A 12,772-nucleotide genomic window follows, 5' to 3' on the forward strand; every position below is an offset into this window, starting at 1 on the left:
TTGTATGAAACCAGCAGCATTTACTTACTGCAGTCCTTCAACTGTAGAGGAAGCAGTGAAACTATTAGAGGAATATGGAGATACAGGGAAAATCATTGCTGGCGGGCAAAGTTTTATTCCCATCTTAAATATGAGGATGTCCGAACCGGAGTGTCTCATTGACATTAACCAAATCAATGAGTTAAACGGAGTCAGGGTAGAAGAAGGGGTTCTGAAAATTGGTGCTCTTACAAAGCAAAGGGAACTTGAACATTCAGATGCCGTTAAAATCCATGTTCCTATACTCTCGGAAGCCACTCCATATATTGGTCATGTCCAAACGAGAAATAGAGGAACTGTTGGAGGAAGTGTCGCCCATGCAGATCCAAGCGCAGAGCTGCCCCTTTGCTTTTTAGCACTGGATGCTGAAATCGTTATCCAAAGTATAGATGGGACTAGGAAAATAAGTATAAATGATTTTTTTATTACCTATTTAACAACAGAGGTGATGCCGGAGGAAATATTAACTGAAATTCATGTTCCCTTATCTGAACATAATGGGTATGCCTTTGAGGAATTTAGCAGGAGACATGGTGACTTTGCCTTAGCAGCTGTTGCTTGCATTCTATCAGTTGATGAAATTGGAAAAATAGATAAAGTGAGACTTGTCTTAGGAGGGGTGGATGCAATTCCCCTTTTAGCAGAAGAAGCAATGGAATATTTGGCTGGAAAAAGTCTAACAGAGGATACACTTGAAAAAGCCGCAGAGCTGGCTGTGATGGATGCTGATCCTGATGGGGATTTACATGCTTCAAAAGAGTATAGAGTCCATATGGCTAAAGTTCTAACAAGAAAAGCATTGATAAAAGCATTTAACCGAGCTTTAGGAAAAGGGGGTGTAACATGTCGAATTTCTCCATTGAACAGAAAATGAACGTTTCTTTATCAATTAATGGAAGGGAGGTGGAAGCAGAAGCTGAGCCTAGAAAACTATTAAGTGATTTTATAAGAGAAGATCTGGGTCTTACAGGTACACATGTTGGCTGTGAACATGGTGTTTGCGGTTCCTGCACGGTGCTTTATAATGGTGCAGCCGTACGAAGCTGTTTAATGTTTGCAGTTCAGGCAAATGGATCATATATACAAACAATCGAGGGTTTAACAGAGAATGGAGAACAGCATGTTTTGCAGCAGACATTTACGGAGTGCCATGGACTTCAATGCGGCTTTTGTACACCGGGGATTTTAATGTCCTCATTAGAAATGCTGAATAGTGGCGAAGAACTCACAAAACAAGAGATTAAAGAGATGTTATCCGGCCATCTTTGCCGCTGTACTGGGTACACAGGAATTATTGAAGCTATTGAAAGAGCATGTGGGACAAATAAATTTAAAGAAGGTGACAATTAGTGGATCTTGGAAAGCTGTTTGATTTCGCAGTGAATCGATTTCCTGATAAAACAGCCATCGTTCAGGATGATAGACGGTTATCCTATAAGGAATTTCAATTAGAAATTAATAAACTTGCATATTCATTGCAGAAGCTGGGGATCGAAAAAGGAGATCGTGTTGTTATTATTCTTAAGAACCGCTTGGAGATGGTCGCTATTTATTGGGCTGTTCAAAAAATCGGTGCCATTTTTACACCAATAAATTTTCGTCTTTCAACAGAAGAAGTGGCATTTTGTGTAAATGATGCTGATGCGAAAGCGGTTATTTTTGAACCAAGCAGCCAGGATGCTGCATTAAACGCATCATATGGAAGTAAGCCTCTTTTTATAAGCATTTTAGGTGCGGAAGGTGCAGAAATTACCTATAAAGAGCTATTAAATCATAACCAAGAGACGTTTCATCACCCCAATATCGACATGGATGATATTTGCTTAATGTTATACACTTCAGGAACTACAGGGAAACCAAAGGGTGTTCCTAGAAGCCACAAGAATGAATATAGCGCGGCTATCGCACACATTATTCAAAACCAATATGTACTCCATGAAAGCACTCTGGGTGTCATGCCGCTCTATCACACGATGGGGATGCGCTCGCTATTATCAATGGCATTTATCAATGGGAAAATGGTCATGATTCCTGATAATAATACAATGAAAATGCTAAAAGTAATGGAAGATGAAAAGATTAGCTGCGTTTATTTAGTTCCTACCATTATTCATGATCTGTTAAATTATAAAGATTTTAATAGGTATAATTTACAGAATGTTCGGAAAATAGGATACGCTGGGGCATCCATGACAACTGAGTTAACAGAAGACTGCTTTAGGAAATTAAAGCCTGATGTTTTCGTAAATCACTATGGCAGTACAGAGGTATATACTTTCAGCATTTGCAACTATTTAGATAAAAAGCCAGGCTGTGCGGGCAAAGCAGGTTTTCATCAGCAACTAAAAATAGTTGAGCCTGACCCTGAAGGAAGTTCAGGACCTGCTGATATTGTACCGCATGGAACTCCAGGAGAAATTATTGTAAATATTGACTCATTAGAAGCATTTAAGGGCTATTGGAAACGACCTGATGCGAACATCAAATCGATCAGAAACGGCTGGTATTTCACAGGAGATATGGGTGTTCTGGATGAAGATGGCGATCTTTATGTTGTTGGCCGCGTGGATGACATGATCATTTCTGGTGGAGAAAACATTCACCCTCTTGAGGTTGAAGATGTATTGTCTTCACATCCGGAAGTATTAGAGGCTGCAGTTGTCGGTTTACCTGATGAGCGTTTTGGAGAGAAGGTTGTCGCATTTATAGTTAGTAAAAGCCCAACTATTTCAACTGCAGAGCTGGATAACTACTGCAGGGAATCTGGCAGCCTGGCAAACTTTAAGCGGCCCAGGGATTACTGTTTTATAAAAGAGATACCTAAAAGCCCTGTCGGGAAGATTTTAAGGAGAAAATTAAAAGAAAATTATTCATCCATAATACAAAAAGAGGAGAGTGTAGGTTAATGACAACAATTAATAACAAAGGTACTTATCAATGGGATCATATTTTAGTAGACAAGAACATTGAAGCAAAGACAGCCACTATTACATTAGATCGGCCAGAAAAAATGAACACGCTAAGTTTTATTGCACGCTCACATCTTAATCAAATTTTCACTGAATTAAATAATGATGAGGATGTAAGGGTGATTGTGATAAAGGGAGCTGGTGAAAAAGCCTTTAGTTCGGGCGGGAATATTGCAGAATTCATGGAGAAGCATCCATCTGTACTTTCAGAATTGCATGTAAATGTTGCTGCGCCAGAGCGTTCTCCCAAACCAGTTATTGCCCAATTGCAGGGGTATACATTTGGGGTAGGTCTTGAAATCGCAATGGCATGTGATTTTCGAGTGGCATCAGAAACCACGCAGTTGGCATTACCCGAGATCAATCTTGGCATGATTCCTGGCAGCGGCGGGTCACAGCGGATTGCAAAAATTGCCGGAGTCGGCCGTGCAAAGGATATGATCATGAGGGGAAGACGGATACCAGCACACGAAGCACATCAATGGGGCTTGTTAACAACTGTGACAAGTCAGGAGAATTTAGAAGTAGAGGTAAATAAATTGGTTAAAGATCTTGTCAGACTATCACCAATGACATTAAAAGTGTTAAAAAAGGTCATAAATAGTTCCCAGGATGCGCCTTTAAGTGTAGGGATGGAGATTGAAGGATTTGCATATGGAATGCTGCGATCTACTGAAGATTTTAATGAAGGTGTACAGTCGTTTGGAAATAAGGTGAAACCCAGTTTCAAAGGAATATAATCCTTTTTACTAGATAAATGGGAATGTTGAATAGGGAAATGGAGGGTATATATGAAATACTCAATGGGTGAAAGTTTGAGAATGCTGCCCAGGTATTTAAATATTAACACCTTTAGTGCTGGAACACTTGCGGCGATTTTTGGATGTACCGGCCCAGCTTTAATTATCATTGGCGGTGCTGCTGATGGCGGATTATCAATTGAGCAGACTATTTCTTGGCTGTTTGCAGTTTATTTTTTCGGAAGCTTGATCGGGGTTTATTTGGCATTAAAGTATCGTCAGCCTATTGCGGGAGCCTGGTCCATTCCAGGGGCTGTTTTAGTCGCAGGTGCCCTGCAGCATTACTCCCTTAGTGAAATTTCAGGAGCCTATTTAGTTTCCGGTATTCTCGTATTTATTCTGGGGATTTCAGGGCTCATAGGGAAAATAATGAAATGGATCCCAGTACCAATTGTTATGGCGATGATAGTAGGGGCAATGATCAAATTTGGCACTGGAATGATTACATCTCTTGAAGGGACTCCTCTAATAGTGGGGACAGCCATTTTGGTTTATTTATTTTCTTCACGTTATATAAAAAAAATGCCTCCTATTTTAATGTCCTTTGTCGCTGGTGGAATTTTGGCAGCGATAATGGGAGAGTTTCAATCGTCCAGTATGGAAGCAGGATTTACACTGCCGCAAGTATTACTGCCGACATTCAGTTTTGAATCCATCATATCAGTTTCAATACCCTTGACCCTATTGGTGATTGGGGCGGAGAATGCTCAAGCCATAGGCGTCTTGATGGCAGAGGGATATAAACCCCCTATTAATTCAATGACGATCTGGAGCGGAATAGGCGGGATAGTTACATCTCTATTCGGCGGACATAATGCTAATATTGCAGGACCGATGACAGCGATCTGTTCATCTAGAGAATCTGGAGAAAATAAGGAAGGGCGCTATGCCTCTGTTATTGTAAATGCAGTAATATTTGGAGGCTTTGGCTTAATTGCAGGTTTAGCTGTCCCATTTGTGACTGCCTTACCAGGTGCGTTGATTTCAACTGTTGCGGGACTAGCGATGATCGGAGTACTGGTAAGTTCCCTTCAAGCATCCTTTTCTGAGAGGAAATTTCAAATTGGTGCATTTTTCTCATTAGTTATTGCGATGTCTGGAGTCTCTTTCTTTAGTATAAGTTCCCCTTTCTGGGCTCTTATTGGTGGAGTTATCGTTTCGTTAATCATTGAAAAAGGGGATTTTGATACCTTTAAATCTAAAATTAAAGCGGATGAAGGAAAAGAGAAATTTGAGAGCGCGGTGTAATCTTTAATTACTTTAAAAGGCACTATCTCCCACACAAGGGAATGGAACAAAGATAAATAATTGGATTGGAGAAACCCGATTCCTTCATGAGGAGGAACCGGGTTTCTTTTTATGGCTTGATTGTAAGCTGTGCAAATAGCACAGAAAAAATGCACATAGGATGGTTGCTTTTGCAGAGTGAGAGCTTTTGAGGAAGTATCCGATGAAATATGGAAGACTACTTCAAAACGATAAAATGAGTTAAAAAAGTGCTCGTTTCCTATTTAGGGCGAGTACCTCTAACTTGAAAAGCAAGAAGCTGGATGATAATTCTCCAACTAAGAATGATGTAAAAGGTGCCAAGGGCCTTGCCCAACTGTTCAAGGACGGAAGATACGCCGAACCTACAACCGCAAGGTGTTTATGCCGAACTCCGTGTGGCAAAGAAAATTGGCGATCTTTTAACAGAGGACCTAAAAACGGTTCAGGGACAGATGCACAACTGGATTGACCGGAATTTTCCGGAATTCTTGAAGGTCTTTAAGAAGTGGGAGGGCAAGGCTGCATTACAATTCTTACAGCTAAATGCATTACCATATGAAATAGCAGATTTACTTATCCATTTAAGAAAAATCGCAAAATGAAGTGTAGGTGCCAATAAGATTTGGAGTTAAGCAAGCAGCGAGTCAGCTCATCGGAATCCGCCAAGGCTCTGAGATGGCAAAAATGAAGCTCAAAACTCTTCTGTGTAAATATGATTAGATCCAGACGGAATTCGAAGAATTGAACGTACAAGAAGATTCCTTGCTTGATGAAATCCCGGGTGTAGCTCAAATGTTAACTGTCAAGGTGTTGGAAGATATACTGTCGCTGGTTTCTTTGCTGAAGTTGGTGTCCAAAGTGGACTACACTCACTCCCGTCAAATCTTTTAGCTGGCCGGCTTGAGCCTGAAGGAAATTACGAAAGAGGCCGTAAGAAGTTAAGGGCTTTGACTAGTTTAATATTAATCGTGGAGAACCTTATCACAAATAGTGGTAAAGCAGAGAGTTGAAGTTATTCTAGATAAAGAGTGGCTAGAAAAAATACTTTAAAAGAGTGCTATGTATGTAAAAGATCTCCTGTTGGAAGCAAATACAGAAAAGAATTACCAATTCTATTTGAATGGTAATTCTTTTTTATAAATATTTATTTATTCTTTTTATCTCTTTCTTGCATTTTTCTAACATTATCTGAGTGGTAAGGAGAACCATCAACTTCATTAACTACACTAAATGGGTTACCGTCCAAGTCGAAGAAATCAAAAAATTTCATTCCACCAAAATCATCGATTTCAGTAGTAACTATGCCATTATTTTTAAAATGTTGATGTGCAGATTCAATATCATCAACGACAAAATTATAATATGAATTCTTCTGGTCACCCTCGGTAATAAACTCAGTGGGTTGCGGGGATTTAACTTTTACTAAGGCTAATTGTGTTGACCCAGTTGGTAAATAAAAGCCAGCACCATCTCCCCAACTATCGATTATCTTTACACCAAGAAACTTTACATACCAATCTGTAGATTTTTCAATGTCTGTAACTGGAATAAATATACTACCTACTTTAAACATAATCTTCCTCCTTGAAATGAAATTCTTACTTATAACGAATATAATAGTGTAAAAGTTACAATTACATAAATAAATTTAAATAAAAAGGTGGAAAAAATGGTTTTTGAAAATTTAGAGTTTGAGATTAAGAAACTTTATAATTATTGCCTAAAGTTGTCAGGGTCACCTTGGATAGCCGAGGATCTAGTACAAGAAACGATGCTAAAGGTTTATAGATTAAAAAAGACAGAACCGAATAGAGAGTTCAACTTCTCTTTTCTATGTACTGTGGCTAAAAATCTTTTTATTGACGAAACAAGAAAAAGCAAAGAAATAATACATTTTAAAGAGGAATTTTATGGAGAAGTATATGATTCAATAGAACACTTTAGTTTAATTGAAATTTTACTTACCACATTGCCATTGAAACAGTCTATGCTTATTACCATGAAAGATGTATTTGGCTACACTTCAAAAGAAATAGCATCAATGTTAAGGGTGAGTAATGAATCTATTAAAACAGCACTTCATCGCTCTAGAAAGAAACTAAAATTTAAAAACAGTAATATAGATATGGAAGTTCTAACCCCTAATCACGAAATAATTATAGCACTCACTAAAGCAATACGGGAATCTAAGCCGATGCAAATATTTTATTTTTATCGACTACTAGAGTCAAAAAATTTTCAGGTAAGAAGAAGTTCTTTGCATTCCGCATTCCATGTTGTAGACCCGGACGGAAATATTTTAGAAATTAAATCCTATTAACATACACCACCATATTCGCACCAATACAACATGGTACTATAAGTTTTACCACAAATGGAACTGAACCATACCATAAGTAAATGAGGCTTTTTAAAAAATATTGATTTGCTTTTTGATTAATCACAAGCGAGGTTGCCAAAGTAAAAACTGTGGTAGAATAAATTATCTTTAAAAAAGTATATAAGGTGTTTGATAAAATTGGAAATTAAACATTTTGAGTGTTTTATTGAAGTTACACGTACTGGCAATTTCACTAATGCAGCTGAAAATCTGTTCATTACGCAGCCTGCCCTCAGTAGAATTATCAAATCATTAGAGGTTGAACTTGGTACACAGCTATTTATTCGTACAAGAAAAAAGCTGATATTAACAGATGCAGGATTTATTCTAAAAAAACATGCATTAATAATTGAAAAGCAGCTGCAGCTATTGGATGCGGAACTTGGTAAGATGTTCATGCTAAAAAAGAGCCATGTCCGTATTGGGCTCCCTGCGATTACCAATTCCATTTTCTTCTCACAACTGATTGCTTCGTTTCATGAAAAATATCCAGAGGTTACATTTCAATTGGAGGAGCATGGATCTAAGCCGATTGAAGAGAAGGTTATCAATGGCTTGCTAGATTTTGGGGTTGTCGTTCTTCCAGATAAAATTGATGATTTCGACTATTATATGTTTGTTAATGAGGAATTGAAACTAGTTGTACCCGCGTCTCATCGTCTTGCCGGGAAACAGGAAGTGTCATTGGAAGAACTTAAAGAAGAGAGCTTTATTATGTTCAACCGGGATTTTGAGTTAAGAAACCTTGTCACTACTGCTTGCAGAGAAGCTGGTTTTCAACCGATAATTATTTCGGAAACATCACAATTAGATTTTATTCAAGAATTAGTTGCTTACAATATAGGTATTACATTGCTGCCTGAGAATACATGTTTAGAACTAGCAAGTGATTTTCGGACTATAACCGTTACCAATCCGACAATCGAATGGAATCTAGCGATGATCTGGAAAAAAGATGCATACTTATCACAGGTTGGGAAAGAATTTATCCGTTTTGCCAAAGTAAAGCTGTCGACAGCTAATCATAACCATGATTCATAATCTAGAATAAGTCAAAAATTAGAAGGCTTCCCCTTGTTTAAGAGGGGAGGTTTTTTTAATTGTATAGGCTAAAGAGCGCTTACATACTATGAATTGTATATGGGATTGGCATTGTATCTTTCCACAATAGTCATATTATAATTGTCCTTGTGAAAAAGCTAATGCAAATGAGGCGAACGCTTCAATGTAATTTATATAGGGTGGTAGTCATTCATGGAAGCTAAAAAAGTTAAAGAAACGCGTGTTGTTCAATCGGATCAAGTACTTATTAATGATTTGAACAACTATCATACATTATTTGGTGGAGTTCTAATGAAGAAGATGGATGCTTGTGCGACGCTTTCCGCTCGCAGGCATTCACGGGTAAAGGAATGTGTTACTGCATCGACCGATTCAGTTAATTTCCTCGAACCGATTCGACAAAGTGATTCGGTCTGTATAGAATCATTTGTCAGCTACACAGGTAAAAAGTCAATGGAGATTTTCTGTAAAGTAATTGCCGAAAATCTTGAAACTGGAAACCGTAGAATCGCAGCTACTGCATTCTTAACTTTTGTACCTCTAGATCAAGATAAAAGACCGATAGAAGTGCCAAATGTTATTCCAGAAACAGAGGAAGAAAAATTTCTCTATGAAACGGGAAAAGAACGTGAAAGAGTTCGCAAGCTAAAAAGACAGAAAAATAAAGAACTCGTGTCCAAACTTTCACTGGATAAACCATGGGACTAATACGAATCAAAAAGGAGAGATATTATGCTGACAACATCGAGTTACGACCAATTGAAAAATGCGCAAATGGCTATCGGAAAATTAAAAGACGCAAAACCATCTATTTATAGAAAATTTATAAATATCATTAAACTGACTCGTCAATTGCAGTTTGGGTATCAATATATGGGCGCATTAATTATGGATGAAGACCCAGGTAAGTTCAATTCGACGTCAAAAGATGATTATGTATTGTCTGTCTATTATAGGGAAATCGAAAATTTAAAAACAGATAAAAAATTCCTTGATTTACAACAGTTACTCAAAACGTATAAACAGCTTAGCTATGCTAATATTAGCAAGTTGGCATTGGGGGAAAATCCAGAAGCATTAGTTGGTCCAACTATAGTCCGTTAATAGCGGAAGGGAACCTTTCGCTTAGAACTTTTATGTGAAACGTACTAAATTCATACAACATTTAACTTACCTAATCTATAGAAAATTTTTAGGAACAGTTTAACATTGACCAATAAAACTGTTCCTAAAAACCTTTTTTGAAAATGGTGCATGGAGTGCCGGTTAAAAACATTCTGCCGCATCTAATTAACGACTGTAGAACTAAAAGATGCGGAAGGTTTAGTAAATATAATCATCCAATCGATTCATCAATAATTCAGGCTGACCCCGAGGTTCTTATGAACACTTACAGGGTCAGCTTTTTTATATTCAGAGGAATTTTGGAAGTGATTTATTTCTAAATAAAGGTTAAATTAGTGGTCGGGGTTTTCATGATCACTAACCATTCCAGGTGTTTAAGATAATGAATTATTAGGCTGGGCTTTATTAGCAAATAAAGGAAGAATGAGTTTGGAAAAAATTAGTCGCTTCCGCCGTACAGGTTTCAATGTACTTTTTAGTAGTAACCCCCTCAATTTTTATTTTTCCGGAAGATTACTGCTTACCGTGGGAAATTAAACCTTTTTGCTAATAATATTCTTCTCTACGGACAGGATAACACAAAGGAAACTTATAGATTGGTGGCCGGGAGAATGAAGGTATTATCTATGATTCAGCCTTGGGCAACTCTTTTTGTCCTTCGAGAGAATGAATTTGAAACAAGGTCATGGAAAACAAATTATCGCGGGCCGCTGGCCATTCATACAAGTAAAAAAATAGATAAGGCTGTCTGCAGGCATGTGGCCATCCGTTCGCTGCTCGGTAAGCATGGATATACAGAAGAGACTCTTCCGACCGGAATGATCATTGCTGTAGGCCGGCTTGAAAATTGTCTGAAGATAACTGAAAAAACTCAGACATCAGCAGTCCTGGAAAATGGACAAATCGTATCAGGAAATGATTATTTTTTAGGAGACTTTACTGTGGGAGGATATGCTTGGGAGGTTCAAGACATGAAGATCTTGAATGAACGTATCCCAGCAAAAGGCCAGCTTGGGTTATGGGAAACTGATGTATTATGAAAGGCGATGGAGGTAAGCAATATTTCACTTGTACATAGAAATAACGGTTTAATTTTTATACTGAGGTGACTTTAATCGAGAGGGAGATTTAGTGACCTTTGGATGTTACAAAGGCTTTCCGCCGAGTGAAGCGAGAAAGTTCGTGGGAGGCATAAATATCATCATGCATAAGATTTTCTATTCCTCATAAGTTGACATCCTATTCTAGTATAACGAATAACTAATAAGAATTCAGCTTTCCGTTTACTGTTTGTTTTCTTTAGATGCAGTATTTTTTGACATTATATGTACAAAATAATGTAGATGAAAATAAAAATGGTGGCAATTATGAAAACATTGTGGCTTTTTCTTATTTTAGCAATATTATCCTTTACTTCCTTATACATCTTGAAGAAGAAAATGAACGTCATTAACATCTTGGGCTGTTATTTTTTCTCCAATATTCTTATTACAAATACAGGTCTAATCATTAATTTAAATTTAGAACTTACAAAGCAAGATCCAAGTCAGTTAATTTTTTGGACACAAAAAATTCCTGAGTTGTCACTCAAGCCAGCGTTACTTTTATGGGTTATTTATATTTTGTTCTCTAAAAGAACTATTTTCAGTAAACTTATTCATCTCTTCATCTTCTTAACAGCACTCATTTCAATTGAAATATTTTTCGTTCATATTGGATATTTGGAATGGGTAAATTGGAATGTATTTTATTCATATTTGAGATACACTCTGATTATTTTATTATTGGCTATTTACTCATTTTATTTAGAAAAACTTATTTATAGAGACAAAGAGGTGAATACGTCATGATGTTACCTCTTCCTGAGAAATTTGATTCAAATGAAATGTTTATTATCTTTTCCACAATACTTACTTGGGCCCTCATGTTTATATTACCTAGACGATTGCCTGCTGCTACCATCACAGTTATTTGGACATTTAATGTTTTTCTTGCTTTGTCAGCTGATATTACCCTTAGTGTAAAACCATATGAATTATACTTTACGATTGATCATAAAAAGCATGAATTATTTGATGAATTATTGCACTTTGTAACTTACCCAACTCTTTCTTACTTTGTCGTAAACTTCTATCAATATAAAAAACCAAAAGGCCTAAAGTATCTATTTTATATTATTTTTGGGCTGGGGTAGCGATTGCTCTAGAATGGATTGCAGTAAAGTTTCAAGTTTTTACATATACAGGCTGGAAATTGTATTTATCCTATATCACTTATTTGGTTGTTTTTGCTGCTACCATTTGGCTTTCGAACTTTATTGAAAAGAAGGACCCTTACAAAAGGACTCCAACTAATTGACTCGATTAAAACACCATTAATTCCTTCTTTTGCTATGGCGATAGCAGTAGCTCGTCCAATACCTCTGCCTGCACCAGTAACTAAAGCAGTTTTGCCATTTAATGAATTCATTTTTTTTACTCCTATGAACTGGTTTTTATACAAATTAAAATAGAAAGACCGCAATCTTGCATAGATAGTTTGCGGTCTTTCATAGACAAACAACGTTTTATTCTAAATTTGCGTGTTTGCCATACATCTTATTTGTATCCAAGCCCTTTTTCTCCATGAACCTCAGAATGACAGCATCGCAGAATAGTAAGAGAGTTTGCTCGAATAATGAGCCCATAGGCTGAATGGTTTTATAATCACCTTCCGATTGATCCTTAGGTGAACCAGGTAACTTAATCTTTATATCCGCTATTTTTCCGATTGTGGATTCGGGGAAAATTGTTACGGCGGCAATCGTTCCACCTATACTTTTTGCTTTCTCTGACATGGAAACAAGGCTTTTCGTTTCTCCTGAACCTGAAGCGATGATCAAGATGTCATCTTTTTCAAAGTTAGGGGTCACCGTTTCGCCTGGTACATAAGCATCTATGCCCATATGCATCATTCGCATCGCAAATGACTTGGCCATAAATCCAGATCTGCCTGCGCCAGCTACAAACACTTTTTTTGCTTCAAGAATCCCATTAACCAATTTCTCAGCTTCTTCATCCGGAATGTGGTCAGTTGTTCTGATTAACTCTTTTAAGATCTTAGCTAAATATTGTGAAGTATGCATGCTT

At 37.3% G+C, this 12,772-nt stretch carries 13 protein-coding genes and 2 pseudogenes; 12 read left to right on the plus strand and 3 right to left on the minus strand.

Annotation, left to right across the window (positions count from 1 at the left end; all coding sequences use genetic code 11):
* Window positions 1-4 precede the first annotated feature (4 nt).
* The 6 genes and pseudogenes from ACTHRG_RS18695 to ACTHRG_RS18720 form a co-directional block, all read left to right on the plus strand.
* On the plus strand, window positions 5-913 hold the full coding sequence (locus ACTHRG_RS18695) for an FAD binding domain-containing protein (RefSeq protein ID WP_440231770.1): 909 nt from the start codon (window positions 5-7) through the stop codon (window positions 911-913).
* Window positions 883-1,389, plus strand: coding sequence for a (2Fe-2S)-binding protein (locus ACTHRG_RS18700; RefSeq protein ID WP_440231771.1), 507 nt, complete (start codon window positions 883-885; stop codon window positions 1,387-1,389). The genes ACTHRG_RS18695 and ACTHRG_RS18700 overlap by 31 nt, the downstream gene beginning before the upstream one ends.
* Complete coding sequence (locus tag ACTHRG_RS18705; RefSeq protein WP_076258556.1) at window positions 1,389-2,945, plus strand: class I adenylate-forming enzyme family protein; 1,557 nt, start codon at window positions 1,389-1,391, stop codon at window positions 2,943-2,945. Before ACTHRG_RS18700 ends, ACTHRG_RS18705 begins: the two co-directional genes overlap by 1 nt.
* Window positions 2,945-3,748 (plus strand): enoyl-CoA hydratase/isomerase family protein, encoded by an 804-nt coding sequence (locus tag ACTHRG_RS18710; protein WP_076258559.1) that lies wholly within the window; start codon window positions 2,945-2,947, stop codon window positions 3,746-3,748. Before ACTHRG_RS18705 ends, ACTHRG_RS18710 begins: the two co-directional genes overlap by 1 nt.
* Window positions 3,749-3,799: 51 nt before the next feature.
* A complete protein-coding gene (locus tag ACTHRG_RS18715) occupies window positions 3,800-5,056 on the plus strand; it encodes a benzoate/H(+) symporter BenE family transporter (protein WP_440231772.1) in 1,257 nt (418 codons plus the stop codon).
* A 286-nt stretch (window positions 5,057-5,342) separates the two neighbouring features.
* Window positions 5,343-6,054 (plus strand): annotated as a pseudogene (locus ACTHRG_RS18720) (IS110 family transposase); the annotation flags it as partial.
* 167 nt (window positions 6,055-6,221) lie between these two features.
* Here the strand turns inward: ACTHRG_RS18720 and ACTHRG_RS18725 are convergent.
* The gene (locus ACTHRG_RS18725; protein WP_076258563.1) at window positions 6,222-6,650 is read right to left on the minus strand and encodes a VOC family protein; all 429 of its coding nucleotides are present in this window, start codon (window positions 6,648-6,650) and stop codon (window positions 6,222-6,224) included.
* Window positions 6,651-6,746: 96 nt separating this feature from the next.
* Here ACTHRG_RS18725 and ACTHRG_RS18730 point away from each other — a divergent pair, with 96 nt between their 5' ends.
* The 6 genes from ACTHRG_RS18730 to ACTHRG_RS18755 all read left to right on the plus strand — a co-directional run bounded on the left by ACTHRG_RS18730 (window position 6,747) and on the right by ACTHRG_RS18755 (window position 11,838).
* A complete protein-coding gene (locus ACTHRG_RS18730) occupies window positions 6,747-7,397 on the plus strand; it encodes an RNA polymerase sigma factor (RefSeq protein ID WP_440231773.1) in 651 nt (216 codons plus the stop codon).
* 198 nt (window positions 7,398-7,595) lie between these two features.
* Complete coding sequence (locus tag ACTHRG_RS18735) at window positions 7,596-8,498, plus strand: LysR family transcriptional regulator (protein WP_440231774.1); 903 nt, start codon at window positions 7,596-7,598, stop codon at window positions 8,496-8,498.
* Between the two features lie 213 nt (window positions 8,499-8,711).
* Complete coding sequence (locus ACTHRG_RS18740) at window positions 8,712-9,227, plus strand: acyl-CoA thioesterase (protein WP_076258569.1); 516 nt, start codon at window positions 8,712-8,714, stop codon at window positions 9,225-9,227.
* Between the two features lie 24 nt (window positions 9,228-9,251).
* Window positions 9,252-9,623, plus strand: coding sequence for a hypothetical protein (locus ACTHRG_RS18745; RefSeq protein ID WP_440231775.1), 372 nt, complete (start codon window positions 9,252-9,254; stop codon window positions 9,621-9,623).
* Window positions 9,624-10,255: 632 nt separating this feature from the next.
* Window positions 10,256-10,684, plus strand: a complete 429-nt coding sequence (locus ACTHRG_RS18750) for a 2-oxoglutarate dehydrogenase E1 (protein WP_076258574.1) — start codon at window positions 10,256-10,258, stop codon at window positions 10,682-10,684.
* An 806-nt stretch (window positions 10,685-11,490) separates the two neighbouring features.
* Window positions 11,491-11,838: a hypothetical protein gene (locus ACTHRG_RS18755; protein WP_286148547.1), complete on the plus strand. Its 348-nt coding sequence runs from the start codon at window positions 11,491-11,493 to the stop codon at window positions 11,836-11,838.
* 167 nt (window positions 11,839-12,005) lie between these two features.
* Here ACTHRG_RS18755 and ACTHRG_RS18760 read toward each other — a convergent pair.
* Window positions 12,006-12,113 (minus strand): annotated as a pseudogene (locus tag ACTHRG_RS18760) (short chain dehydrogenase); the annotation flags it as partial.
* A 97-nt stretch (window positions 12,114-12,210) separates the two neighbouring features.
* Window positions 12,211-12,768, minus strand: coding sequence for a 6-phospho-3-hexuloisomerase (gene hxlB / locus ACTHRG_RS18765; RefSeq protein ID WP_076258576.1), 558 nt, complete (start codon window positions 12,766-12,768; stop codon window positions 12,211-12,213).
* Window positions 12,769-12,772 lie beyond the last annotated feature (4 nt).

Source organism: Cytobacillus sp. SAFR-174 (assembly GCF_051964675.1).
GTDB lineage: Bacteria > Bacillota > Bacilli > Bacillales > Cytobacillaceae > Cytobacillus.